General features: G+C 67.9%; 18 protein-coding genes. 5 read left to right on the top strand and 13 right to left on the bottom strand.

The genetic code is table 11. The features are described 5' to 3' along the window. Positions 1-21: 21 nt before the first annotated feature. Positions 22-1,548: an aldehyde dehydrogenase (NADP(+)) gene (locus ABIC78_RS10740; RefSeq protein ID WP_354489592.1), complete on the bottom strand. Its 1,527-nt coding sequence runs from the start codon at positions 1,546-1,548 to the stop codon at positions 22-24. Positions 1,549-1,706: 158 nt separating this feature from the next. Here ABIC78_RS10740 and ABIC78_RS10735 point away from each other — a divergent pair, with 158 nt between their 5' ends. After that, positions 1,707-2,483, top strand: coding sequence for a FadR/GntR family transcriptional regulator (locus ABIC78_RS10735; protein WP_354489590.1), 777 nt, complete (start codon positions 1,707-1,709; stop codon positions 2,481-2,483). A gap of 134 nt (positions 2,484-2,617) precedes the next feature. Here ABIC78_RS10735 and ABIC78_RS10730 read toward each other — a convergent pair whose 3' ends face one another. Further along, complete coding sequence (locus ABIC78_RS10730) at positions 2,618-3,913, bottom strand: sugar MFS transporter (protein WP_354489588.1); 1,296 nt, start codon at positions 3,911-3,913, stop codon at positions 2,618-2,620. 192 nt (positions 3,914-4,105) lie between these two features. On the opposite strand from ABIC78_RS10730, the gene ABIC78_RS10725 reads away from it, so the two are divergent. From ABIC78_RS10725 to ABIC78_RS10715, 3 genes are all read left to right on the top strand, one after another. Then, complete coding sequence (locus ABIC78_RS10725; protein WP_412103042.1) at positions 4,106-5,242, top strand: aldose epimerase family protein; 1,137 nt, start codon at positions 4,106-4,108, stop codon at positions 5,240-5,242. 9 nt (positions 5,243-5,251) lie between these two features. Then, a complete protein-coding gene (locus ABIC78_RS10720) occupies positions 5,252-7,048 on the top strand; it encodes an IlvD/Edd family dehydratase (protein WP_354489586.1) in 1,797 nt (598 codons plus the stop codon). Positions 7,049-7,148: 100 nt separating this feature from the next. Then, complete coding sequence (locus ABIC78_RS10715; RefSeq protein ID WP_354489584.1) at positions 7,149-8,015, top strand: SMP-30/gluconolactonase/LRE family protein; 867 nt, start codon at positions 7,149-7,151, stop codon at positions 8,013-8,015. 18 nt (positions 8,016-8,033) lie between these two features. Here the strand turns inward: ABIC78_RS10715 and ABIC78_RS10710 are convergent, their stop codons facing one another. From ABIC78_RS10710 to ABIC78_RS10660, 11 genes are all read right to left on the bottom strand, one after another. After that, positions 8,034-8,663: a ParB-like protein gene (locus ABIC78_RS10710; RefSeq protein ID WP_168351375.1), complete on the bottom strand. Its 630-nt coding sequence runs from the start codon at positions 8,661-8,663 to the stop codon at positions 8,034-8,036. Positions 8,664-8,680: 17 nt separating this feature from the next. Then, the gene (locus ABIC78_RS10705; protein WP_354489582.1) at positions 8,681-10,297 is read right to left on the bottom strand and encodes a SulP family inorganic anion transporter; all 1,617 of its coding nucleotides are present in this window, start codon (positions 10,295-10,297) and stop codon (positions 8,681-8,683) included. Positions 10,298-10,390: 93 nt separating this feature from the next. Beyond that, positions 10,391-11,734 carry a cell wall hydrolase gene (locus ABIC78_RS10700; RefSeq protein WP_354489580.1) on the bottom strand — a complete coding sequence of 448 codons (1,344 nt, stop codon included), beginning with the start codon at positions 11,732-11,734 and terminating at the stop codon, positions 10,391-10,393. A gap of 15 nt (positions 11,735-11,749) precedes the next feature. Beyond that, positions 11,750-13,108 carry an outer membrane beta-barrel protein gene (locus ABIC78_RS10695; RefSeq protein ID WP_354489578.1) on the bottom strand — a complete coding sequence of 453 codons (1,359 nt, stop codon included), beginning with the start codon at positions 13,106-13,108 and terminating at the stop codon, positions 11,750-11,752. A 631-nt stretch (positions 13,109-13,739) separates the two neighbouring features. Beyond that, positions 13,740-15,161 carry a glycosyltransferase family 4 protein gene (locus ABIC78_RS10690; protein WP_354489576.1) on the bottom strand — a complete coding sequence of 474 codons (1,422 nt, stop codon included), beginning with the start codon at positions 15,159-15,161 and terminating at the stop codon, positions 13,740-13,742. Further along, a complete protein-coding gene (locus ABIC78_RS10685) occupies positions 15,161-16,594 on the bottom strand; it encodes a polysaccharide pyruvyl transferase family protein (protein WP_354489574.1) in 1,434 nt (477 codons plus the stop codon). The genes ABIC78_RS10690 and ABIC78_RS10685 overlap by 1 nt, the downstream gene beginning before the upstream one ends. 152 nt (positions 16,595-16,746) lie before the next feature. After that, entirely contained in the window at positions 16,747-18,150 is a 1,404-nt protein-coding gene (locus tag ABIC78_RS10680) for an efflux transporter outer membrane subunit (protein WP_354489572.1), read from the bottom strand. Next, positions 18,147-21,302, bottom strand: a complete 3,156-nt coding sequence (locus ABIC78_RS10675) for an efflux RND transporter permease subunit (protein ID WP_354489570.1) — start codon at positions 21,300-21,302, stop codon at positions 18,147-18,149. The genes ABIC78_RS10680 and ABIC78_RS10675 overlap by 4 nt, the downstream gene beginning before the upstream one ends. Positions 21,303-21,308: 6 nt before the next feature. Then, complete coding sequence (locus ABIC78_RS10670) at positions 21,309-22,556, bottom strand: efflux RND transporter periplasmic adaptor subunit (RefSeq protein WP_354489568.1); 1,248 nt, start codon at positions 22,554-22,556, stop codon at positions 21,309-21,311. 280 nt (positions 22,557-22,836) lie between these two features. After that, complete coding sequence (locus ABIC78_RS10665; RefSeq protein ID WP_171796284.1) at positions 22,837-23,514, bottom strand: murein L,D-transpeptidase catalytic domain-containing protein; 678 nt, start codon at positions 23,512-23,514, stop codon at positions 22,837-22,839. A 158-nt stretch (positions 23,515-23,672) separates the two neighbouring features. After that, entirely contained in the window at positions 23,673-24,266 is a 594-nt protein-coding gene (locus ABIC78_RS10660; protein ID WP_354489565.1) for a nitroreductase family protein, read from the bottom strand. 130 nt (positions 24,267-24,396) lie between these two features. On the opposite strand from ABIC78_RS10660, the gene ABIC78_RS10655 reads away from it, so the two are divergent. Beyond that, on the top strand, positions 24,397-25,341 hold the full coding sequence (locus ABIC78_RS10655; RefSeq protein WP_107715686.1) for a LysR family transcriptional regulator: 945 nt from the start codon (positions 24,397-24,399) through the stop codon (positions 25,339-25,341). Positions 25,342-25,353 lie beyond the last annotated feature (12 nt).

Below are 25,353 nucleotides of genomic sequence, written 5' to 3'. Positions count from 1 at the left end.
ATCTTTCGCGAGAGAAGGGGATCAGAGTGTGAGCGTGCCGTCGATCAGGCGCGGCGCGCCATCGCCGCGTGCGGCATCGGTCAGTTCGGCTGGCAACACCGCCTGGCTCAGGTTCTGGTAGCTGACCGGGCGCAGGAAGCGATCGATCGCCAGGCTGCCGACCGAGGTGGTGCGCGGATCGGACGTGGCCGGGAACGGCCCGCCGTGCACCATGGCATGGCACACTTCGACGCCGGTGGGCCAGCCATTGGCGAGGATGCGGCCGACCTTGCGCTCCAGGATCGGCAGCAGTTCGCCTGCCAGCCCTTCGTCGGCAGCGTCCATGTGCAGGGTGGCGGTCAGCTGGCCCTCCAGGCCCTTGAGCACCATGGCCAGCTCGGCCGCATCGGCGCAGGTCACCACGATTGAACTGGCGCCGAACACTTCGTGGCCGAGCGCCTTGTCGGCCAGGAAGGCCTGGGCCGTGGTTACGAACAGCGCGGCCTGGCCACAGGGGCCTTCGCCCATCGGGCCGGTCGCCACGGTTTCCACGCCGGGGGCCGTGGCCAGCGCCTTGACCCCGGCTTCATAGGCGGCGTGGATGCCGCTGGTCAGCATGGTCTGCGGCTGGGTCTGGCCCACGCCCTCGCGCGCGGCGGCCAGGAAGGCGTCGAGGCCTTCGCCGGCGATGGCCAGTACCAGGCCGGGGTTGGTGCAGAACTGCCCGGCGCCCATGGTGAGCGAGGCGACGAACGCCTGGCCGAGCGCCGCGCCGCGTGCAGCGAGCGCTGCCGGCATCAGCACGACCGGGTTGATGCTCGACATTTCGGCATAGACCGGGATCGGCACCTCCCGCTGTTGCGCAATGCGGGCCAGCGCCAGGCCGCCCCCGCGCGATCCGGTAAAGCCGACAGCGGCCATGCGCGGATCGGCCACCAGCGCTGCGCCCAGTTCGTTGCCGGGGCCAACGAGATGGCCGAACACGCCTTCGGGCAGGCCGCATGCGGCCACCGCGCGGGCAATCGCACCCGCGACCTGCGCGCCGGTGTCGGGATGGGCCGGGTGGCCCTTGACCACCACCGGGCACCCCGCCGCCAGCGCCGAGGCGGTATCACCCCCGGCCGTAGAGAACGCCAAGGGGAAGTTGGACGCGCCGAACACCGCCACCGGGCCAAGCGGGATCATCCGCAGGCGCAGATCGGGGCGGGGCAGGGGCTGGCGATCGGGCAGGGCCGGGTCGATGCGCAACTGCTGCCATGCGCCTGCACGCACCACGCCGGCAAACAGGCGCAACTGGCCCACGGTGCGGCCGCGCTCGCCCTCCAGCCGCGCGCGCGGCAACCCGCTTTCGCGCATGGCGGCCACGATCAGCGGATCGCCGATGGCAAGGATTTCCTCGGCGATGGTTTCCAGGAAGCGGGCGCGCTCTTCGCGGCTCGTGGCGCGATAGATGTCGAACGCCGCCTCGGCCGCGGTACACAGCCGGGCCACATCGTCAAGGCCGTGCACCGCCAGGGCGGGCCCATGGGGCTGCCCGGTGTGGGCGTCGGTCGAGCGGAATTCGGTCATCGGATTCTCCCTATTTACTCCGACATATTCCGCCAGCATGACAAACGCAATAATAGTCGTTTCACCCCGTGTCGCTCCCTGCTACCCACGTTTAACAGGAGGCGATCGAGACAGTGACGCAACGGCAGTTCCCGGACAAATCGCGCAAGGGCAAGGCAATGGGAAGCGCCGCCGACAGCGCGGCGCCGGACAGTGTCGCGGCCGAGGAGCGCGATAGCCCGGCGCGCGGCCCTGGCCGGCGCCTGCATGGGGCCATCGCCCACAAGCTGGGCACGGCGATCCTGTCGGGCCAATACCAGCCAGGCGATATCCTGTCGGGCGAGGTGGCCTTTGCCGAAGAACTCAAAGTGTCGCGCAGCGCCTATCGCGAGGCGATCCAGGTACTGACCGCCAAGGGCCTGGTGGCAAGCCGCCCCAAGGCCGGCACCCGCGTGCTGGAGCGCGACCGCTGGAATCTGCTCGATCCTGAAGTGCTCGCCTGGGCCTTTGCCGGCGAACCCGATCTGCAATTCGTGCGCGATCTGTTCGAACTGCGCGCCGTGGTGGAACCGGCCGCCGCGCGCCTGGCGGCCCAGCGCCGCGACAAGGCCGATCTCAAGGCGATCCGTGATGCGCTTTCGGCGATGCGGCGGCATACGCTGACCAACGATGCCGGCCGCGCGGCTGACCGTGATTTCCACGATGCGGTGCTGCGCGCCAGCCACAATGCCGCGCTCATGGTGCTCTCAGCCAGCATCGGCGCGGCGGTGCACTGGACCACGCGGTTCAAGCAGCGCAGCCGCGAACTGCCACGCAACCCCATTCCCGATCATGCGCGCGTCTATGACGCGATTGCCGAAGGCGATGGCGAGGCAGCCGCCCAGGCCATGGGCGTTCTGGTGCAACTCGCCCTGGAAGACACCGCCAGCGCGATCGAAGCTGCCGTAAACCGCTGATCCTCCCCGGCACGGGGAGGGGGACCAGCCGCAGGCTGGTGGAGGGGAGCTTACGCCTTGCACGCCGTTTCATGCGGCCAATCCCCTCCACCACGCTTCGCGCGGTCCCCCTCCCCGTGCCGGGGAGGAAGTTCTCAGTCTGTCTTCTTGGTCTTCGCACCCCACAGTGCGTAGAAGATGATGTAAAGCTCGCACGCGGCGGTCAGCAGGAACGAGGTCTGCAGGCCAAAGGCATCAGCCAGCTTCCCCTGCACCACCACCAGCGCGCCGCCGGCAATCGCCATGATCAGCAGGCCCGATGCTTCCTCGGTCAGCGGGCCAAGGCCCTTGATCCCCAGGGTAAAGATCGTGGGGAACATGATCGAGTGGAACAGCCCCACGCTGATCAGCGCCCACATCGCCACGGGCCCGTGGGTAAACACGGTAATCATCATCACCACGAATGCGCCCACGGCAGCCAGGGCCAGCACGGTTTCGGCGCGAACCCTCTGCATGATCGCGCCGCCGGCAAAGCGGCCCACCATCATCCCGCCCCACAGAAAGGTGAGATAGCGCCCAGCCTGCTCGTGCGTCAGGTTGGCGATGTCGCCCTGGCTGACGAAGTTGACGAACAGGTTGGCCACGCCGATTTCGGCGATCAGGTAGATGAAGATCGCCGGGATGCCGAACACCAGGTTGCGGTGGGCCCACAGCGAGTGATGCTTGCGTTCTGCAGCGGCCATGCGGCTGGTCGCGCTGCCCATCGCAGGCAAGGGATAGCGCGCGATAACCACGGCCAGCACCACCAGCACGGCGGCGACCAGGCCATAGGGCAGGATCACCGAATGCGCATCGGCTAGGCGCTCGGCCGGGGTCAGCACGGTGGCGGCGGTGGCTGTCCCGCTTTTGGAGCGGCCGAGGATCAGATAGGCGCCGAACAGCGGGGCCAGCATCGTGCCGGCCGAGTTGAGCGCCTGCACCAGGGTGAGCCGCGAAGATGCGGTTTCGGCCGGACCGACCACCGCGACATAGGGATTGGCCGCGACTTGCAGCAGGGTGATGCCACTGGCGATGACAAACAGCATGACCAGCGTGACGCCATAGGACGGGATCGAGGCCGCCACCATCATGCCCAGCGCGCCAGCGGCCATGATCAGCAGTCCGGTGACCATCGCCATCTTGTAGCCGATCTTCTCGATCAGTTTGGCCGAGGGGATCGAGGCGACGAAATAGGCAATGAACCACACGGATTCGATCAGCGTGGTCTGGGTATAGTTGAGGTCGAACACCGCGCGCAGATGCGGCAGCAGGGTGTTGTTGATGACCGTGATGAAGCCCCACATGAAGAACAGCGTGGCCAGGAGCGCCAGCGCGCGGCCATAGCTGGCGCCGGGCGGCAAGCCCTCGCCAGGGGCAGCGGAAGCCGCAGCCGAAGAAGCAACTGGGGGCATGTCCATCCTCTCTCGAAGGGGTGTGTGTGCAACGGCAATGCGCGGCCTCGCCATCCCGTCATGATGCTTGCGAACCGGCTTGCGCTCTTTCTATTTGTCGGACTATATGCTCGGGTACGGCCACGTCAATGGCTGCGCACGTGTTTTCACGTGCCGCCCAGCGGGCAAGAAAGGCCGACCATGGAGACCAGGATGAACACCAAGGCCGCTTCCCTTGCCGCGCTGCTGGCGCTTGCGCCGTTTTCTGGTGCCCACGCTGCCCAGGCAAGCCAGGAGGCGGCAGGTTCGCTGGCCGATGGTCAGAAAGTCGTCGCCGTCACGCTCAAGGCCGCCAATGGCGTTTCGGCCCGCATCCTCAGCTATGGCGCCACGCTGCAGGCGCTGGTCGTGCCCGATCGTGCGGGCAAGCCGGCCGACGTGCTGCTCGGCTATGACGACCTCGCTGGCTATGTCGATCACCCCAACTATTTCGGGGTCACCGTGGGCCGCTATGCCAACCGCATTGCCGGCGGCAAGTTCACGCTCGATGGCAAGGCCTATCAACTGCCGCTCAATGAAAAGGCAGCCAGCCTGCATGGCGGCGGCAAGGGCTTTGACAAGCAGGTGTGGCAAGTGGTGTCGGTGAAATCCGGCGCAGTGGCCAGCGTCGTGCTCAGCCATGTCAGCCCCGATGGCGACGCCGGCTATCCCGGCACGGTCAAGGCCACGGTGACCTATTCGCTGGACGAGGCGGGCAATCTGACGATCGCGTTCGAAGCGACCACCGACAAGCCCACGATCATCAACATGACCAACCACGCCATCTTCAACCTCGCTGGCGAAGGATCGTCGCAGGGCGCGATGGATCATGTGCTGACCATTCCGGCCAAAGCGTTTACGCCGATCGACGCCACGCTGATCCCCACCGGTGAATTGCGCCCGGTGGCCGGCACCGTGTTCGATTTCACGCAAGGGCGCCGCGTCGCCGATGGCCTGCGCGATGGGCGCGACCAGCAGATCGTTTATGGCCGTGGCTATGACCACAATTTCGCGCTCGACAAGGGCGTGACGGCGCAGCCGGGCCTTGCCGCGCGGCTGGAAGATCCTGCCTCGGGCCGCGTGCTCGAAGTCTTGACCACCGAGCCGGGCGTGCAGTTCTATGCCGGCAATTTCCTCGATGGCACTCTGGTCGGCAAGCAGGGCCACCTCTATCGCATGGGCGATGGCATCGCGCTGGAACCGCAGAAGTTCCCCGATGCGCCCAACCACCCGTCGTTCGTTTCCGCGCGCGTCGATCCTGGCAAGCCGTATCGGCATGTCATGGTCTATCGCGTTTCCACCTCGCGCTGATAGGCCCTTATGACCGAGCACCAGACCCCGAAGCTGCGCAGCCGCGCCTGGTTCGACAATCCCGATAACATCGACATGACCTCGCTCTATCTCGAGCGGTATCTGAACTTCGGGTTGAGCCTGGAAGAACTGCGCAGCGGCAAGCCGATCATCGGCATCGCCCAGACCGGCAGCGACCTTTCCCCATGCAACCGCCACCACCTCGTGCTGGCCGAGCGCATCCGCGAAGGCGTGCGCGAAGCGGGCGGCATCGTGCTGGAATTCCCGGTCCACCCGATCCAGGAAACCGGCAAGCGGCCCACCGCCGGGCTCGATCGCAATCTGGCCTATCTTGGCCTGGTCGAGGCGCTCTATGGCTATCCCATCGATGGCGTGGTGCTGACCACTGGTTGCGACAAGACCACGCCCGCGCTGCTGATGGCGGCGGCCACGGTCAACATCCCGGCCATCGCCCTTTCGGTGGGACCGATGCTCAACGGCTGGCACAAGGGCGAGCGCACCGGTTCGGGCACCATCGTGTGGAAGGGCCGCCAGATGATGGCCGCCGGTGAACTCGATGCCGATGGCTTCATCAAGCTCGTCGCCTCCTCGGCGCCGTCCACCGGCTATTGCAACACGATGGGCACGGCCACCACGATGAACTCGCTGGCCGAGGCGCTGGGCATGATGCTGCCCGGTTCGGCGGCGATCCCCGCGCCCTATCGCGATCGCCAGGAATGCGCCTATCGCACCGGCAAGCGCATCGTCGATATGGTCCGCGAAGACCTCAAGCCGTCAGACATTCTGACACTCGATGCATTCCACAACGCAATCGTCGTCAATTCCGCGATTGGCGGATCGACCAACGCGCCGATCCACCTTGCCGCCATCGCCCGCCATGTCGGCGTGGACCTGCCGCTCGATGATTGGCAGCGCCTGGGACACAAGGTGCCGCTGCTGGTCAATCTGCAACCGGCGGGCGAATACCTGGGCGAGGATTATTATCGCGCCGGTGGCGTTCCGGCCGTGGTTGGCCAGTTGATCGGCCAGGGCCTGATCCGCGAAGGGGCGATGACCGTCAACGGCCGCACCATGGGCGAAAACTGCCGTGGCGTGGAAATCGAGGACGAACGCGTGATCCGCCCGTTCGCCCAGCCGCTGGTGGAAGAAGCCGGTTTCCTGGTGCTCAAGGGCAACCTGTTCGACGCGGCGATCATGAAGACCAGCGTGATCAGCGAGGAATTCCGCGCACGTTATCTGTCCAACCCGGCCGATCCCGAAGCATTCGAAGGCCCCTGCGTGGTGTTCGACGGGCCGGAAGACTATCACCACCGCATCGATGATCCTGCCGTCGGGATCACGCCCGAAACCCTGCTGTTCATGCGCGGCGCCGGGCCGATCGGCTATCCCGGCGCGGCCGAAGTGGTCAACATGCGGCCGCCGTCCTACCTCATCACCGAGGGCGTCAGCGCGCTGCCATGCATTGGTGACGGGCGCCAGTCGGGCACTTCGGGCAGCCCGTCGATCCTCAACGCCAGCCCGGAAGCGGCGGCGATGGGCGGCCTGGCCCTGCTCGAAACCGGCGATCGCGTGCGCATCGATCTGAGGGCCGGCACGGTCAACGTGCTGGTGGCCGACGACGTGCTGGAAGCGCGCCGTGCCGCGCTGGTGGCCAAGGGTGGCTATCCCTATCCCGCCAGCCAGACGCCGTGGCAGGAAATCCAGCGCGCCGTGGTCGGCCAGCTCAACACGGGCGCCATCCTGGAAGGCGCGGAAAAGTATCAGCGGATCGCCCAGACCATGGGCCTGCCGCGCGACAATCATTGATACCACACGGGCACTGATACCAAGCGGTTGGAAACCGGGGCGGGGCAGGGCGGCACGATCCGCGCTACCCCGCCACCAAAGGCGAGAGGACGGGAGCGCGATGGCTTTGTGGCGCAAGATCGACCGCGACGTGGCCGATATCCTGGGCGAGGGCACGCTATGGTGCCCGCGCGATGGCGCGCTCTACTGGACCGACATCCTCGCCCCCGCGCTCAACCGCATGGATCTGGCAAGCGGCGCCATCGATCGCTGGACCATGCCCGAGCCACTGGGCTGGGTGGCGGCGGCCAAGACGGGCGGCCTGATCGGCGGCTTTCGCGGCGGTGTCGGCTCGATCACCTTTGATCCCGCGTCAGCCACGCCTGTGATCGGGCCGCGCAGTGGGCCAGAGCCGCATCTGCCCGGCAATCGCATGAACGATGGCAAGGCCGATGCCCATGGCGCCATCTGGTGCGGCACGATGGACATGGCCGAAGAGCAGGACAACGGAACGCTCTATCGCCTGGGCAGCGATGGCGCGTTCCAGGCGATGGACACCGGTTATGGCGTGCCCAACGGGCCGGCGTTCTCGCCATGCGGCATCTGGCTCTATCATGCTGACAGCGCGCGCCGGGTGATCTATCGCTTTGCGCTGACCGACGAGGGCGTTGGCCCGCGCGAGGTGTTCGTTCGCCTGGCCGAGGATGATGGCTATCCCGATGGCATGACCTGCGACGCGCAGGGTTTTCTGTGGCAGGCGCATTGGGATGGCGGGCGGATCAGCCGCTTTGCCCCCGATGGCCGGCTCGACCGCACGATCGCCCTGCCGGCGCGGCGGATTACCAACATCACGTTTGCCGGCGAAGGGCTTGATCGCATGTTCGTGACCAGCGCGCGCGTTGGCCTTGCCGATCCGGGCGAATATGATGGCGCCCTGTTCGAGGTGGAAAGCGGCGCTACCGGGTTTGCGCCGGGCGTTTACGGCTAACGCACGTCAGGCGCCCGCTTAATCGCTTTCCACGCCGGCATAGCCGGGCAGGTGTCGCGCGCCGTGGCCACGGGCCAGGTCGATCGCCTCGCGCAGGGCCTGGTCAAACTTGTTGGCCAGCTTGCGCGGGCCGATGTGATCGCGAAAGAAATCGGCCCACAGGAATTCGGCATAGGGCCGCGTCGTCTTGGCATAGCCGCCAGCGCGGCGCACGTCACCGGCCAGCGAGCGCCAGGGATCATCCTCCAGCTTGCCCACGTGATGGGGCAGCGCCTTCCATTCGCGGCGGCGGCCGCGCGCGTCATAGGGGTGCAGCCAGTTGTTGGCGTCGAGAAACGCCAGGAACCGCTTGCGCGGCAAGTGCGCCAGCCGCGCCACCACCGAGACCAGCACTTCTTCCACCCCTTCCAGATGCAGCGCCAGGGCGAGGTGATGGTGATCGAGCATCCACAGCTGGTCATCGGGACCGATCACGGCCGGAATCATGTGCGCGCCCAGGAATTCGCCGGCGGCGCTGGCTTCGTTGCGGCGCTCCCAGTCGCGGCGCTTGCGCTCCACTTCGCGCAGGCCAACGGTCATCTGCGTGGGGCGCAGATCGGCAATGGCCACGGTCTTGAGAATCGGTTGGATCGGACCGGCCAGCCCCATGACTCACGCTCCATGCTTCACGCCTGCCGCGGCGCAGTCTGCGCCAATGCCACGGCATCGGCAACGCTGAAGGTGGCATCGCGTGCCAGATCACCCAGGCCCGATGCCGCCAGCACCGCGCGCGCGCGATCATGCGTGCGGGCCAGGATCAGGCGCCCGCCGCGCCGTGCCAGCGTGGCGTGCAATTCGCCGATCGCCTCGGCGGCCGTGGTATCGAGATCGTCACTCTCTTCCAGGCTCAAGACCACCACCGGCACGCCCAGCCCTTGCGCGCGGCGCGCCACCAGGCCCAGCACGGTTTCGGCATTGGCAAAAAACAGGGGGGCATTGGGCCGAAAGATCGCCAGCCCGCCCACTGCGCGCGCGGTATCGTGGGCGGCCATGTCGACATAATCGTGGCTGGTGCCCAACTGCCCCAACTGGCTGAGCGAGGGATGGGCCAGGCGATAGAGCAATTGCGCCAGGCTGAGGCCCACCGCCACCAGCAGCCCATCGAGCACCCCCAGCGTGAGCACGCCGAGCGCAGCTACGGGCGCGGTCCAGCGGTCGCGCCCCACTTTCCACGGGCGCAGCAGCGGCGCGGGCGACAGGGCGTGGGTCAGCGCCGCGACGACCACAGCGGCCAGCACCGGCTGCGGCAGGCGCGCGGTCAGCGGCCCAGCCCATAGTGCCAGGGCAAGCAGCGCCAGCGCAGCAAACACGCCGGCCACGCGGCTGGTGGCGCCGCTGGCGGCATTAGCCGATCCGGCGGAAAAGCCCGCACCCACCGGCATGCCCTGCGCCAGCGCGGCGGCGGCATTGGCCAGGCCCAGCCCGGCCAGCTCGCGATTGGCATCCAGCGTATCGCCGCGCGCCAGGGCCAGGCTGCGCATCGTGCCCCAGCTTTCGGCAAACAGGATCAGCACCAGCGGCGCGGACAGCGGCACCAGGCGCAGCCATTGCGCCGGATCACCGGGCAGCACCGGCGCGCTCAGCACCAGCGGTGCCGGGCCAGCCTGGGCCACGCCCAGCCCGGCAAAGCCCGGCAGGCTGGCCGCTGCAATGCCCAGGACCAGCACGATCAGCGCGCCAGGCACCCCGGGCCAGCGGCGCAGCAGCAACAGCAACGCCAGCGCGCCCACGCCGCAGGCCAGCGTGGCACCATGCCACTGCCCTGCCTGGCGCAGGATGGTCCAGCCGACCACGCCCACGCTGCCTTGCGGCGCGGGCAGCCCGGTCAATGCCGGCAACTGGCGGATGATGATCGTCAGCGCCAGCCCAAGGGCAAAGCCGCGCAGCACCGGCCGCGCGACAAACCCGGCCAAGCTGCCCAGGCGCGCGGCGGCCAGGGCCAGGAACAGGGCGCCGGCCAGCAGCGTCAGCGCCGTGGCATTGGCCGCCAGCATCGCTGCTCCGGCCTGGCCCGTCGCCAGGCTGGCCAGGCTCGCCGCCAGAATCGCGGCGGAAGACGACGTGGGCGAAACCACGGCAAAGCGGCTGCGCCCGACCAGGGCATAGGCCAGCCCGCCGACCACCGCCGCAATCAGCGCGCGGCCCGGTGCCAGCCCGGCAATCCCGGCATAGGCGACCGCCTCGGGCAGCATGAGCCCGGCCATCGCCAGCCCTGCCAAGGCGTTGCGCGCCAGTCCCGCCATTGCCCACTCTCCTGCCAGCTGCGCCGCTGCAGCCCCCAACGCCTTGTGAAGCGGGGCCGCGCGGCGGGCAAGGGGAGACGACGCCCAGTATGCTCAGCCGCCGCCGGAGAGCAGGGCTTGGCGCTGTCCAACGGGCGGCAGGCACTGCGCGCGATCGGTGCGCGGGGTGAGGGTGCAATCCCACCAGGCGCCTTCGCCGCCGCTGTCGCGATTGCGACGATAGGCAAAGGCCAGCGTATCGAGGCTGCCCGGCGCGCCGCGCCAGCCCAGCACGGTGCACCGCGGCCGGTGCCCACAGGCCTCCAGCGCCTGGATGGCATAGCGGCCGGGAAACAGCGCGGCGTCAAAGGTGATGCGGATCGGCCTGCTGTCGAGCGGCGTGTCATCGCCGCCGCCATGCAGCGCCATGAGTGCGGCCCGGCCCGGTGCGAGCGCTGCCGAGGGGCCGGCATCGCGCAGAGCGGTAGGCGGCAACTGGTTTATAGCAGCCAGGCGGGTGTCGACCGTCACGGCCTCGTCACTGTCTGTCAGGCCGGCGAGGAGGGTGGGGTCAGCCGCAGCGAGCGTGCTCTCATGCGCTGGAGACAGGGCGGCGAGGCTTGGCTCCACCGGCTCTCCCGCGAGATTGGTGCCGCTTAGCCGAAACGCCGGGCCTGTGCCCCACCAACCCGGCCAGCGATAGAACAGGTGCGCGCCCACTTGCGCCAGCTTGGCCAGCCCGTCGCGCCATTTCGGCACGACGTAATCGGCATGGTAATGCGTTGCCCAGCCCACGCGCGGGTCCACCGCACCAGCAAGCGCCGCCCCGGCAATGGCGCGTGCGCGCGCCCAGGCGGCAAGACCGGGATGGCGGCGCGCCAGGCTGCCATCGCAGGTGAAGGAGAACTGGCAACCGGTCTGGCGCTGCGATCCCTGGAACACCACGCCGCACACGCTGGCCTTGCCGCCGGGGCCGGCAAAGGCGGGATGGCGCGCGCGGTTGAGCACGACCTGCACCACGGCCCGCTCTCCCGAAGGATCATCACCTGCTTCGTACCAGGCGGCGGCGGCCAGGCAATCGCGTGCCCGTTCCAGTGCTGCGGGCGCTGCCGCGCCCACTGCAAAGGGCGCGGCGGCCACTGGCGCTACCGCAATCGGCACCGCCGCATTGGACGCGCGAGCATCCCGGGCGCTCACGTCTAGCAGCGCAGCCGGATCGGGCAGGGCAGGGGGCGGTGCGCCATGCAGCGCGGCCGGCGCACCAGCCAGATCGAGGCGCAGCGCGGCATGATCCGGCCCCGGCGCGAAGAGGCGCAACGCCGCCGCCAGCGCCACCAGAAACAGCAAGGCGATGGCCGCCCGCAGCGCGAGTTCGGCGCGCCGTGCAGCCCGGTCGATGGTGGTGTCAGGCGCTGGATCGGCCAGCGGCAGGGATGGATCAAGCGGCAGGCTGGCCATCGCGGCGCGACTCTTTCAGAACACGTATTTCAAGGTGATCGTGGCGCGGTTCTGGTCATATTCGCGCGGCTTGGCCACGGGCGCGCTGGTGCGGCCCAGGGCATGGCGCAGCGCCCCTTCCACCATGACATGCGGCGCGGCCTGCCACGTCGCCGCAAGCCCGGCACTGGCATAGCGATCGACCCGCGCCCCGCCGCGAAAGCGGTTGATGGTATAGCTCACGCTCGGGCGCAGGATCAGCGTGCGCAGCAATTCGTGCGCGGCGCCCAGGCTGAACTGCTGTTGCTCGATCCCGGCGACATCGATGATTGGGGAGCGCTGGATAGTCTTGTCGGCCGCGAGCGACACGGTGGTCAGCGGCGTGACGTGCCATTGGACATTGGCATCGTAAGCCAGCCCGGCGATGGTGGGATAGGCCCGGCTGGCAAAGCGCTGGTGCAGATAGCCCAGCGCCACTTGCCCTTCGAGCAGGCGATCCTGGCCAAAGGCAATGCCGGCCATCACGGCATAGCCATGGCCGCGCCGGCTGGGCTGCGTGCGGTCTTCATGGGGATAGCGCGTGCTGTTGAGGCGCAGGGCGACCGACACCGCCACCGCCGAGGAGATCGGGCGGACCACCTTGGCTCCACCAGCCAGCGCCTGATAGTCGCGCGGGGCAAGCACGATGGTGGTGTTGCCATCGTGCCGGTTGAAATAGTGGAAGCGATCGAACCGCAGGTCGAACGCCAGGCGGGTGGCGCCCACGGCTTGCTCCACGCTGCCGCCCAGGCTGACCTGGCGGTAGGCGATCGGCTTGACGCCGAACAGCGTATCGCCGGTGGTGCCGCGTGCCTCGATCCGGCGATCGATCGCGGCGTCGAGGTTCACCCGCGTATCGCGCCCGATATCGATCCGCCCGGCCGCCCCCGCGCCATAGCGATCGCTGCCTTCGGCGCCATGGCGGGCATAGCGTTCGAACAGGCCATCGGCCCGCAGCGTGAGGGAATGGCGGTTCCATTGCGATTGCACGGTGACGGCCGGCGCCAGATTGGCACCCACATCGGCTACGCGCGGCACGCGGCGGGCATAGAGATCGTCCGTCGCCACCACGCCGAACGCCACCGTGGGCAGGATGCGCAACGATCCGGCCACGAGCCCGGTGCCCTCCATGCCCGGTCGAATGCGGTTCTCCACGGTTTCGGGCCCGGCGCGGCGCTCTGGCGCGCTTTGCCCGGCGGCGAGCATCGGCCACGATAGCGCCCCGGCAAGCGAACCCCAGCGCGCCGCCATTCGTGCCCAGCGCGCCCGGTGCTTCCACCCCGTTGCCGCCCTATGCGCCAGCGCGCCAACCCCCTGTCGCTGCTGCTGCACCATGCCTCCTGCCACCATCGCCATGGGCTTTCTGGTATCACCGGAGCGCATCCCTCGCGGCAGCAATCGCCCCCATTGCCGAGGCACTTGGCGCGGCATCCTGGCGGTCACGGCATGTTGGGGATCAAGCGATCAGGTCAAATCCAAGCGATTCAGCGGTCTGGTATGCCGAAGGCGTGGGGCAGATTGCTGCCAAAGCCGGGATAGTCTCCCTCAGGCGTTGTGCGTAGCGCATATGCCTGGCCATTAACGATCGCGCGCAAGCATTCGTTGAGGGCTGCTGTGCCACCCATGGCAGGGTGAACCACCTGCTTGCCCGCCTTGCTCCTGTGCAACTCGTCCGCCTTGGCCGCGCCTTGGCGCTCGCCATGGCCACGCTGATGACCGCCGGCTATGTCACCGGCTGGGCATCGGCCGAGAGTACGGCGATCATGGCCTATGTTTTAGGGCTGCTGATCCTTCTGGCCGTGCCGGACCAGCCGAGTTCGGAATTGCTCGGCGCGCAGGCGGTGTGGATGAGCGTGGCCGAATTCCTGGCCGCCGCGCAATCGGGGCAGATGCAGGTGTGGCGCTGGGCGGTATCGGTCGCGGCGCTGGCGGTGGTGCTGCTGTCCGTCAAGATCCAGCACTGGCGCAGCCTCGCGCGCAGCCATCCCTATTCGCTGTTGCGCGATCTCGAACGGCGCGCGCCGCTGGCCAGTTCGGCCGTGCTCAATGGCCGGGTGCGGCCAGTGCGGCCAAGGCCGGGCCAACCGGCTGATGGTGGCGATACGTCTGGCCCGTCGACGGCACGCTGGCGCCGCTCGTCGCACGGCTGACCCTGCGTCTGGGCGTGTTCTGCCACGGACCGGGCGGCCAGCCGCGCGGCATAGAAATCGAGCAGCCGGCCCACCCACGCATCGGGCGATAGCGCCAGATCATCGGGCAGGGCAAAGGCCGCCTCGCTCATCGCGCGGATGCGGGCGTGGTCTTGCGCCAATGCCGCCAGTTGCGCGGCAAAGCTTGGTGTATCGCGCGGATCGATGGCCAAGCCCGCGCCATGGCGCACCAGATCGCCCGCCAGCAGCGCGGTGGGCGGCAGGATCACCGGAATGCCCGAGCGCGCCGCTTCCATCGCCACCAGGCCATAGGGTTCGGGATAGCGGCTGGGCATAACCAGCAACCGGGCGCGCTGCGCCACGCGGGCGATCTCCGCCGGGGAAAGGCGCCCGCTGAACCGCGCCTCGGGATGGCGGGCGCGCAGCGTTGCTTCCAGCGCGCCACTGCCCACCAGGCGCAACGGCACCCCGGCGGCGCGGGCGGCGGCGGCGGCCAGGTCTGGCCCCTTGGTTTCCTCCAGCCGGCCGACGAACAGCACCTCGCGATTATCCTCGGCAGCGATGCGCGTGGCCGACCATGGCAGCACCGGGTTGGGCAGCGCGTGGATCGCCTGCGCGGGAATGCCGGCGCGCATCAGCAGCGGCGCCATGGCGGCATGGATCGCCAGCACCGGCGGCGCATGCGCTGGATCAAACACCCGCGTCTGGATCGCATGGCGCAGCACCCGCAACAGCTTGTGGCTGCGGCTGTGGCGGTCGCAATTGGCGGTGATGCAGGCGCGCGACAGCGGCACCAGCGGGCAGGGCTGCCCGGTGCGCAGATCGGCGAAGGCCCCGTTGGGGCAGGCGAGGAAGAAATCATGCGCGGAAATGACCAGTCGATCGCGCACCGGGGCGAGCGCATGGAACACGGCCGGGGACAGGATCTGCAGCCAGCCGTGCAGGTGATAGACCGTGCGCGGCGTATCATGCTGCGCGATCCAGCGCGCGACCATCTGCGCCGCGCGGCGGTTCCACAAGGCGGCCAGTGCCGCTTCCATCCGGGGGCGGGCAAGCAGCCGTCCCTGGCACAGCGCAACACATGCGATGCCCGCTGCCGCCAGGCAGCCATCGTCGCCGGCATCGCCAACCAGTAGCGTCACGTCATGCCCCAGCGCGCGGAACGCGTGGGCAGAGGACAGCGCCAGCGCACTGGCGCCGCCCATCGGCCGCGCCAGATCGTTGATCACCACGATACGATCGATCGTCGTCCCGCGCATCAGGCTGGCACCACTGCACTGGCACTTGCCGTTGCGCGCGGGTGCGGCGCTGGGCCCTTGGCAAGGCGAGGCTGCGCTGCATGGGCCAGGCGCCGGGCCAGCCGTGCCACATCGGCGCGGGTGCGGCTGATCAGGCTGGCGAGCGCCGCGCGGTCCACCCCTTCGGCCAGGGCTGCGTGCACGAGGTTGACCATCGCGGCCGCCGTCATCGCCGGGCCATCGACGGCATAGGCGGCACGCCCGGCCAGGGCAAAGAAGCTGGCGAGCTTGTCATCCCAGGTCAGCCCGATGGTGGGCACGGCAAACGAATGGGCGGCGATGCAGGCATGCATGCGGTGGGCGATGACCAGATCACATCCGGCAACGAACCCCGCCAGATCGGCCGGCGTGGCAAAAGGCGCGGCCATGCTGACACGCCCCTGGCCCTGGTGCGCCACACCGCCGCGCCAATCTGCGGCGGCGCGTTCTGCCGTCCAGCGCGGCGCGTTGCGGGCAAGGCAAGCGCGGTCTTCCGGGCTGCCGTTGGTGAACAGGATCACGTGCAGGCCCTGCTGCACCAGGGCGGTGGCGAGCGCGCCGTACCAGTCGATCACCGCCGCATCCTGCAAGGCGCCAGCAGCCTGCGCCGCTGCGCCGTGATGCTGCCCCACGTGATAGCGCAGCGCCAAGGGGTCGGTGATGCACAGCCCCACGCGGCGTTCGCGCGGGGCGCCGGTGGCCAGGACTGCCTCCGCAGCGGGGGAAGACCCGCGCGGATAGTGCAGGCTGGCAAGCAGGCCGGGATCACCCACCACCTCTGCCGCCACGGCGCCGCGGGTTTCCAACTGGCCGGCCCAGGCCAGGCGGCTGGCTTCATCGCGCACGGCGGCATGGGCCAGCGGGCGGCGGGCCAGCGCACGGGCAAACAGCGCCCGCCCGCGCGGCGACCAGTGCGCACTGGCGCCCACGGCATGCACCGCCATGGGCAGTCCACGCCGGGCAACCTCTGAGGCGGCGCTGCGTAGTTTGATCGGGAAATTGAGATCGGCATCGGTCAACAGGTTGCCCCCGCCGATCACCACGGCATCGGCCCCGTGCAGAGCGCGGGCGACATGCCGGCGCAGCGCCAGCCGGCTCAACGCCATCAGTGCAACGCCAGCCATCACGCGGCGCAGCGCCGGCGGCACCGCTTCCAGCACGGCCAGCATGCGCCGCCGCCGCCCCGCCGATGCGGTCGACCAGCCATGGCGCCCGGCAATGTCGATCGAGTAGACATCGGCGCCGCCCAGCGCATGGGCCAGTTCGCGCTCAAGGCATTCGGCCAGCAGCCCATCGCCCAGGTTGGGGCTGTACTTCACGTTGAGTAGCGCCACGCGCAACGGCCGCCGCGCTGCCGACATGCCGGCCGGTGAGTCTGCGGCAAGCGGGGCAGGGGAAGCGGATGAGAGCGGCATCGCGGGTAGCGTCCTTGGGCCGGAAAACAGCAGGGCACCGGAACGGCCGCGCGCGGCCTTGTCCCGATGCCCTTAGTGTTCCTGTCCTGCTGCGCTGCGGCAAGGATCGATGCAGCCACAACCCGACCGTTACGGACCGATCGGCACCCCGATCAGGGCGTCAGCCCGCCGCCGAGCACTTCATACAGCGTGACCATGTTGGTCGCTCGCGCCAGCCGCGCGGTGACCAGCGCCTGCCGCGCCGTGTAGGCGGTACGTTCGGCATCGAGCGGTTCCAGGAACGTGTTGATGCCGTTCTGATAGAGCGACTGGGTGATGCGTGCCGCCTTTTCGGCGTTGGCAAGATTGCTTTCCTGCGCGGCCACCTTGTCGTCGATCGTGCCGCGCCGGGCCAGGGCATCGGCCACTTCGCGAAACGCGGTCTGGATCGACTTTTCATAGGCCGCCACCGCCGCATCGCGGCTGGCCTTGGCATAGGCAAGGTTGCCGGCATTGGCGCCGCCATCGAACAGCGTCTGCGTGGCGCTGCCGCTGGCCGACCAGGCAAAGGTGCCCCCGTTGAACAGCCCCGACAGGCTCGAACTGGCCAGGCCAAGCAGGCCGGTCAGCGAGATCGACGGGAAGAACGCCGCCCGGGCGGCGCCGATGCGCGCGTTGGCGGCTTTCAGGGTATGCTCTGCCTGAAGCACGTCTGGCCGGCGCAGCAGCACGTCAGAACCCAGGCCCACTGGCAGGCTCGCCAGGGTCTGGCGCCCGTCACCCAGGGTCTTGGGCAACAGCGTTTCGGGCACCGGCGCGCCCACCAGCAGTTCCAGTGCGTTGCGATCCTGCGCCACATAGGTGGTATAGTCCGCCACATCGGCGCGCGCGGTGTCCAGCGCGGTCTGCGCCTGGGCTATGGCCAGCTTGGTGCCCACGCCATTGGCTTCCAGTTGCTGGGTCAACTGCAGGGTCTTGCTGCGCGAGGCGAACGTGGCCTGGGCCACGGCGAGCGCGTCGCGATCGGCGGCCAGGGTCAGCCAGGCCGTGGCGGTTTCCGAAACCACGGTGATCTGGGTGGCCTTGCGCCCTTCGTCGCTGGCCAGATAGGCCTCGAACGCGGCCTTGCTGGTGTTGCGCAGCTTGCCGAACAGATCGACCTGATAGGCCGAAACGTTGCCGCTCACCTCGTAGGTTTCGCTGCGGATCGTGCTGTTGCGCGAGATCGAGGCGCTGGGGCCGGCAGTGACCGTGGGCACCAGCGCGGCACGGTCCACGCGATAGGTCGCGCGCGCCTGCGCCACGGCAGCTACCGCGCTGCGCAGGTCGCGGTTGCTCGACAGCGCCAGGGCAATCGTGTCGCGCAGCTGTTGATCGGTAAAGAACGCCTGCCAGCCGATCGCATCCACCCCGCCGGCGCCATCGGCCAGCGTCGGATAGCTGGCGCCCTGGGGCAGGCTGGGCGCCACCGGCAGATCGGGGCGCACGTACTTGGGCGCCAGGTTGCAGGCGCCAAGCGCCATCACGGCCACGCCGCACAGCGCGGCCCGGGCGGTTTTCACGATGGGCGCGGTCATGCCTGCGGCTCCTTGTCCATGGCGTGGCTATCTGCCGGGGGCGTGTCCTTGCCGGTCTTGCCGCGAGCAAAGACGCGCTTCACCAGCACGAAGAACAGCGGCACCAGGAAGATCGCCAGCAGCGTGGCCGAGAGCATGCCGCCCAGCACGCCGGTGCCGATCGCGCGGCGGCCGTTGGCGCCGGCCCCGCTCGCCACCGCCAGCGGAATGACGCCGGCGATGAACGCCACCGAGGTCATGATGATCGGGCGGAAACGCAGCCGCGCCGCTTCCAGTGCGGCTTCCATCGGGGCAACACCGCGATGCAGCGCTGCCTCGGCAAATTCCACGATCAGGATCGCGTTCTTGGCCGAAAGCCCGATCGTGGTGAGCAGCGCCACCTGGAAATAGATGTCGTTGTTGAACCCGCGCAGCGTCACGGCCAGCACGGCGCCGATCACGCCGAGCGGAATGACCAGCAGCACCGACACCGGCACCGACCAGCTTTCATAGAGCGCCGCCAGGCACAGGAAGATGAAGAAGATCGACGCGCCATAGAGCAGGCCGGTCTGGCTGCTGGCGGCGCGTTCCTGATACGACAGGCCCGCCCACGCCACGCTATAGCCGCCATTGAGCTTGCCGGCGAGGTCTTCCATGGTCTGCATCGCCTGGCCCGAACTGATGCCGCCCGCCGGGTTACCCACCACTTCCTGCGCCGCGATGCCGTTGAAGCGCGGCAGCACCGGGGCACCAACCGTCCAGTTGGTCTGGGCAAAGGCGGCAAACGGCGCCATCTGCCCATCAGACCCGCGCACATACCACTGGCCCAGATCCTGCGGCTTGCTGCGATATGGCGCATCGCCCTGGACGAATACCTTCTTCACGCGGCCACGGTCGACGAAGTCGTTGACATAGGTGCCGCCCCAGGCAGTCGACAGCGTGGAGTTCACGTCGGACGGCGCGATCTGGAAAGCGGTGATCGCCTCGTCGTTGAGCGCTACATTGAGCTGCGGCGTATCTTCCAGGCCCTGCAGGCGGGCCTGCGCCACGCGGCCACTGCCGTTGGCATCATCGACCAGCTGCTTGCGCGCTGCGGTCAGCGCGGTGCGGCCTTGGCCGGCGCTGTCCTGGAGATACATGTCGAACCCGGCCGAGTTGCCCAAGCCGCGAATAGCCGGCGGCGACAGCACGAAGATCTGCGCCTTGCTGCCCAACTTCTGGGCAAACAGCTTGTTGAGGCGGGCGGAAATACTTGCGGCGCTGTTGTCGCTGCCGGCGCGCTCGTCCCAATCCTTGAGCAGGATGAAGCCCTGGCCGGTATTCTGGCCCGAACCGCCTTGGCCGCGCCCGGCGATGATGAATACCGCGCGGATATTGTTGCCTTCGGTCTGCTGGATAATGTCCTGCGCCTGCTTGGCCACGGCCTGGGTCTGCTCCATGGTGGAGCCGACCGGCAGGGTGTAGCTCATCATCAGCTGGCCCTGGTCCTCGTCGGGCAGGAAGCTGGTGGGCAGGCGGGTATAGAGGAACACCATCGCGCCGATGATCGCCACGAAGGCGAGCATCCACGGCAAGGGGCGGCCCACGATCCCGCCCAGACGGTTCTGATAGCCTTCCTGCAACCGGTCATAGCGACGGTTGAACCCGGTGAAGAAGCGGCCGTGCGGCTTTTCCTCCGCCTTGAGCAGCGTAGCGCACAGTGCCGGGGTCAGGATCAAAGCGACCAGCACGGAAAGCCCCATCGCCGAAACGATGGTGATCGAGAACTGGCGATAGATCGCACCAGTCGATCCGCCAAAGAACGCCATGGGGATGAACACGGCGGTCAGCACCAGGGTGATGCCGATCAGCGCCGAGGTGATCTCGCCCATCGACTTGACCGTGGCATCGAGCGGCGAAAGATGCTCCTCGTGCATCACGCGCTCGACGTTTTCGACCACGACGATGGCATCGTCGACCAGCAGGCCGATCGCCAGCACCAGGCCGAACATGGTCAGCGTGTTGATGGTATAGCCCAACAGCGCCAGGATGCCGAACGTGCCGAGCAGCACCACCGGAACCGCGATCGCCGGGATCAGCGTGGCGCGCCAGTTCTGCAGGAACAGGAACATCACCACCACGACCAGCGCGATCGCCTCGAGCAGGGCCTTGACCACTTCCTCGATCGAGATCTTGACGAAGGTGCTGGAATCGCGCGGATACGAGATCTGGTAGCCTTCGGGCATGGACTTGGCCAGCTCGTCGATCTTGGCCTTGACCAGCTGCGCCGTCTTCATCGCGTTGGCGCCCGAGGCAAGGCTGACCGCGATCCCGGTGGCCGCACTGCCGTTGAGCGTGTTGATCGAGGAATAGCTTTCCTGGCCCATCTCCACGCGCGCCACATCGGACAGGCGCACTTCGCCGCCGTCGGCGCTGGTCTTGAGAATGACCTTCTTGAAATCATCCACCGTCTGCAGGCGCGAACGGGCGGTGACCGTGGCATCGAGGCGCTGGCCTTGCGGCGCGGGCAGGGCGCCCACTTCGCCGGCGGCGACCTGGGTGTTCTGCGCGGTCAGCGCGGCGTTCACGTCGGATGGCATCAGGTTGACCGCAGCAAGCTTGGCCGGATCGAGCCAGATGCGCATGGCATAGGACGAACCATAGACGTCGGCCGAACCCACGCCTTCGACGCGCGACAGCGGGTCCTGGATGCGCGTGGTCAGATAGTCGGCGATGTCGGCATTGGTGCTGCGGCCGGTGGTGTCATAAAGCGCCATGACCAAGAGCTGGTCATTCTGCGCTTTGGTCACCGTAACGCCCTGCTGCTGCACCACGGTGGGCAGGCGGCTGGTGGCGCGCGAGATGGCGTTCTGCACCTGCACCTGCGCCGTATCGGGGTTGGTGCCCTTCTCGAACGTGGTGGTGATATTGGCCGAGCCGTTGCTGCTGGTCGAGGTGAAATAGAGCATGCCGTCGATGCCCTTGAGCTGCTGCTCAAGCACCTGCGTCACGCTGTTTTCCACCGCCTGCGCATCAGCCCCGTTGTAGGTGGCGCTGATCGAAACGGTTGGTGGGGCGATGTCGGGGTATTGTTCCACCCCCATGGTGGTGATGGAAAACGCGCCCGCAGACATCACCACGATGGCGATGACCCAGGCAAAGATCGGGCGATTGGCAAAGAAGCGCGACAGCATGGGGCGTTACTTTGCCCCCGCGCTGGCCGGGGCAGGGGTGGCATCAGCAGCAGGCGCAGCGGCAGGAGCCGCCGCCGGCGTGCCCTTGACCTTGGCGCCCGGCTTGGCCTTGATCAGCCCTTCGGTGATCACCTTGTCTCCGGCAGCCAGGCCGCTGGTCACCAGCCAGTTGTTACCCACCGGCGTTTCGGCGGTCACGTCGCGGGTTTCAGCCTGGCCCTTGGCATTGATCACCAGAACCGTGGCCGTGCCACGCGGGGTGCGGCTGACCGCGCCCTGCGGCACCAGGATGCCGTTGGGCACGATGCCCTGGACCAGCCGCGCCTTGACAAACAGACCGGGCAGCAGGTCACCCTTGGGGTTGGGCACCGTCACGCGCAGGATCACCGTGCCGGTCTGGCTGTTCACGTCCACATCGGCAAAGTTGAGGCGGCCTTCCACCGGCCACTCGGTTCCATCGGCCAGGATCACCTTGACCGGGGCCGATCCATCGGCAGAGAGCTTGCCCGACTGCAGCGCGCGGCGCAGCGCCATGTAGTCGTTGCTCGATTGCTGGATGTTGACCCACATCGGATCAAGCTTTTGAATCTTGGCCAGCGCATCGGTCTGGCTGGAGGTGACGAGCGCGCCCTTGGTCACGCTGGACACACCGATGCGGCCGCTGATCGGCGCGAGGATGCGGGTAAAGCCCAGGTTGACCTTGGCGGCCTGCAACGCGCCCTGATAGGCCATGACCTGCCCGCGCGCCTGGTTGTAGGCAGCCAGGGCATCGGCGGCGTCCTGGCGGGAAATGCCGCCCTGGTCAGCCAGCACCTTGTAGCGTTCGGCCTTGAGGCGCAGCGATTCCACCGTGGCGCGGGTGGCGGCCAGATTGCCGGCGGCCTGGCTTGCCGTGGCGGCATAGCTGCGGGAGTCGATCTGGTAGAGCGGCTGGCCGGCGCGCACCATGCTGCCTTCGGTGAACAGGCGGTCCATGATGATGCCGGTCACCTGCGGGCGCACCTCGGCGATCTGGCTGGCCACGGTGCGGCCGGAAAGCTCGGTGGACACCGGCACGGCCGTGGGCGTGGCCACGATATAGCCAACCTGCGCGTCTTGCTTGGGCGGGCCTTCCTGGCCCTTGCCGCAACCGGCCAGCATCAGCGTGGCGCCCAGGGGCAGGGCGGCCAGGGCCAGGGGCGTAAGCGCGCGGGTGGCCGCCAGGCGAAGGGCCGGGAACCGGAAGGAGGGAGCAACCGGAAGACTGTGCAACATTATTTCACCGACATGTATGATTCGCAGGGCCGCGTAGCACAGCCTTGTCGGCCAAAGTGGACGAAAGCCGATTTGGCAACGCCCTGCGACACTTTGTGACAAGTAGCAGCAACCCGCGGGAGAATGTCTGTCGGGATCACAGAAAGGCTTGTGAGGCAAGCTTTAACCCACGTTAGCACCCTTTCGGGTGATCATGGGAACCGATGCGCGCGTGCTGCGTTTTGGTGGGTTGTTCTGGTCGTGGCGCAGGCGGCAATTCGCGGCACCGCCACGCGCTGGCTCAGCGCGCGGCGTAGAGCAGCCGGCCAGGGCCGAGCAGCCCCAGCACACGATCGATATCGGTGTTCGACACGGCAAAGCAGCCCTGGCTGCGGCCAACGCGGCCCTGCATGTTGGCAATGTCGGGGCCAACATAGCTGGCGGCGTGGATCACGATACCGCGCATCTGCGCCAGATTGTTTTCCGGATCGAGGCCGATCAGCCGGCGCGAACGACCATGCCGCCCGTAATAGGTGTCGCCGGTCAGGAAGCTGCCGCTGCACGATGCTTCCGAACCGTATTCGTTCGAAAGCCGTTCCACCCAGCCTTTGTTGGCAGGATCGGAACCCCGGCCATGCGCCACGAGGTGGGAGGACAAGACCCGGCCGCTGGCCACATCGACCAGTTGCAAGCGCGCCTCCCGCGAGGGGGCGGAAAAATCGACGATGCCGATCACGTCTTGCGCGGCAACATGGTTGCCATGTTCGCGCAGTGCACCAAGAGCGCGGGTCAGCAGAGCCGGGCTGTCTGCCGCGGGCGAGGGGGGAGGAAGCGTGGCTGCGCCGGGGCCAAGGCCGGGTGCCCAGGCACCGTTCGAACCCTGGATAGGCGCAATCGCTTCTGCCGCCGCGCGCGGAAACAGCGCCGAGGCCGCCGATCCGGCAAGTGCGCCAAGGAACTGGCGCCTGCCAAATGTCATGATTGCGAGACCCCGAAACAAACAATTGCGTTATGCTATGGGATCCAACGTGGCGTCGGTTCCCGCCGCTGCCAAGGGCGCGCCCCGGCCAATGCGACGAAATGTGCTCTACATCCCACTGGCCGTTGCGGCAGCGGGAACCGTTTCGCCTTGGCGTATCAGGCGGGCAGGCTGGCGAAGGTTCCGGCCACGGCCACTTCGGCCACCGGCTTGCGGCCGCTTGGCGCTTCACGGTCCTTGAGGAAATCGGGCAGCTTTTCCGGGCTATCCTGGCGGCCGATGGCCACGGCCGCTTCCACGCGCCAGCCTTCGGGCACGCCCAGCACGTCGCGTGCCTTGGCAAAATCGATCCCGGTCATGCCATGGGTGTGATAGCCCAGCGCAGTGGCCTGCAACGCCAGCATGGCCCAGGCCGCGCCAGCGTCAAAGCTGTGGCTGTGATTGGGATTGGCGGTACCATCGTCCTTGCGCATCGATTCGTCCGACACGATGAACACCAGCGCGCCGGCATCCTTGGCCCAGCCCTGGTTGAACGGGATCAGGATGTCGAGGAACGCGGCCCAGTTGGCATCGCCGGGCACGGCATAGAGAAACCGCCAGGGCTGATAGTTGAATGCCGAAGGCGCCAGGCCCGCTGCCTCGAAGATCACCGCAAGGTCTTCAGCCGGAACGGCGGCGCCGTCAAACGCGCGCGGCGACCAGCGGTCCACGATCAGGGGCAGTACGCGGGGATCGGCAGTGCGGGTGGTCATGGGATCGAATCCTTCTGGGGCAAAAGCGGTGGGGGAATGCGTCGCGTGCTGTCTGGCGGCTTTTGTCCTTTTCTAAAATCCCCATATTTCGGATAAGAATGTTCAGTTTCGTTGAATGGAGTAGCGCGGCATGGATGTGGGCCAGCCCAGCATTGACCAGATCCGCATCTTTCTGGCGGTTGTCGATGAGGGGACCTTCAACGGCGCCGCGCGCCGGCTGGGCCGGGCGATCTCGGTGGTCAGCTATGGCATTGCCAATCTCGAGGCGCAGCTGGGCGTCGTGTTGTTCGACCGCGAGGGATCGCGCAAGCCGCAGCTGACCGATGCCGGCCGCGCCGTGCTGGCCAGCGCGCGTGCCGTGGCCGACGATGTCGATGCGCTGATGGCCCGCGTGCGCGGGCATAACCAGGGGCTCGAGGCCGAATTGACCCTGGCGGTGGACGTCATGTTCCCGACCGAGGCCTTGGCCCATCTGTTGCAGGAATTCCTGGTGGCGTTCCCCACCGTCGATCTGCGCCTGCACGTCGAGGCACTCGGGGCCGTGCCCGGGCAACTGCTCGATGGCCAGGCAGACCTGGCGATCACCGGCGCGGTGCTGGTCGATGATCCCGCACTCGATCGCATCGCCATTGGCGCGGTCGAGCTGGTGCCGGTGGCCGCCCCCGGCCACGCGCTGGCAAGGATGAGCGCGGTGGCGCCAGGCACGGGCCGGCAATATCTCCAGCTCGTCCTCACCGATCGTTCCGCGCTGACCCAGGGACGCGATTTCTCGGTCCTGGCAGCGCGCACCTGGCGGCTGGGCGATCTGGGCGCCAAGCATGCCCTGCTGCGTCAGGGCATCGGCTGGGGCAACATGCCCCGCCATGTCGTGGCCGATGACCTGGCCAGTGGCCGTCTGGTCCACCTCGCCATGCCGGAAGGCGACAGCATCACCTATCCGATCCACGCGCAATGGCGGCGCGACAGCCCGGCCGGGCCGGCGCGCAGCTGGTTGCTGGAACGGCTGCTGGCGCTCGACTGCGCCCGGCAGGCCGGCGCCATCCATGACGGTTTGATGACGCATAATCTGGGGTAGTGCCGCCAAACT

Source organism: Novosphingobium sp. 1529, from assembly GCF_040544855.1.
GTDB lineage: Bacteria > Pseudomonadota > Alphaproteobacteria > Sphingomonadales > Sphingomonadaceae > Novosphingobium > Novosphingobium capsulatum.
This window is presented reverse-complemented; position numbering and strand designations above follow the sequence as displayed.

Coding starts and splice junctions, on each gene's coding strand:
- ABIC78_RS10665 (WP_171796284.1), bottom strand. CDS start 23,514: ATGACATTTGGCAGGCGCCAGTTCCTTGGCGCACTTGCCGGATCGGCG.
- ABIC78_RS10735 (WP_354489590.1), top strand. CDS start 1,707: ATGGGAAGCGCCGCCGACAGCGCGGCGCCGGACAGTGTCGCGGCCGAG.
- ABIC78_RS10705 (WP_354489582.1), bottom strand. CDS start 10,297: ATGGCGGGACTGGCGCGCAACGCCTTGGCAGGGCTGGCGATGGCCGGG.
- ABIC78_RS10740 (WP_354489592.1), bottom strand. CDS start 1,548: ATGACCGAATTCCGCTCGACCGACGCCCACACCGGGCAGCCCCATGGG.
- ABIC78_RS10725 (WP_412103042.1), top strand. CDS start 4,106: ATGAACACCAAGGCCGCTTCCCTTGCCGCGCTGCTGGCGCTTGCGCCG.
- ABIC78_RS10710 (WP_168351375.1), bottom strand. CDS start 8,663: ATGGGGCTGGCCGGTCCGATCCAACCGATTCTCAAGACCGTGGCCATT.
- ABIC78_RS10660 (WP_354489565.1), bottom strand. CDS start 24,266: ATGACCACCCGCACTGCCGATCCCCGCGTACTGCCCCTGATCGTGGAC.
- ABIC78_RS10730 (WP_354489588.1), bottom strand. CDS start 3,913: ATGCCCCCAGTTGCTTCTTCGGCTGCGGCTTCCGCTGCCCCTGGCGAG.
- ABIC78_RS10715 (WP_354489584.1), top strand. CDS start 7,149: ATGGCTTTGTGGCGCAAGATCGACCGCGACGTGGCCGATATCCTGGGC.
- ABIC78_RS10670 (WP_354489568.1), bottom strand. CDS start 22,556: ATGTTGCACAGTCTTCCGGTTGCTCCCTCCTTCCGGTTCCCGGCCCTT.
- ABIC78_RS10700 (WP_354489580.1), bottom strand. CDS start 11,734: ATGGCCAGCCTGCCGCTTGATCCATCCCTGCCGCTGGCCGATCCAGCG.
- ABIC78_RS10675 (WP_354489570.1), bottom strand. CDS start 21,302: ATGCTGTCGCGCTTCTTTGCCAATCGCCCGATCTTTGCCTGGGTCATC.
- ABIC78_RS10680 (WP_354489572.1), bottom strand. CDS start 18,150: ATGACCGCGCCCATCGTGAAAACCGCCCGGGCCGCGCTGTGCGGCGTG.
- ABIC78_RS10655 (WP_107715686.1), top strand. CDS start 24,397: ATGGATGTGGGCCAGCCCAGCATTGACCAGATCCGCATCTTTCTGGCG.
- ABIC78_RS10690 (WP_354489576.1), bottom strand. CDS start 15,161: ATGCGCGGGACGACGATCGATCGTATCGTGGTGATCAACGATCTGGCG.
- ABIC78_RS10695 (WP_354489578.1), bottom strand. CDS start 13,108: ATGGCGATGGTGGCAGGAGGCATGGTGCAGCAGCAGCGACAGGGGGTT.
- ABIC78_RS10720 (WP_354489586.1), top strand. CDS start 5,252: ATGACCGAGCACCAGACCCCGAAGCTGCGCAGCCGCGCCTGGTTCGAC.
- ABIC78_RS10685 (WP_354489574.1), bottom strand. CDS start 16,594: ATGCCGCTCTCATCCGCTTCCCCTGCCCCGCTTGCCGCAGACTCACCG.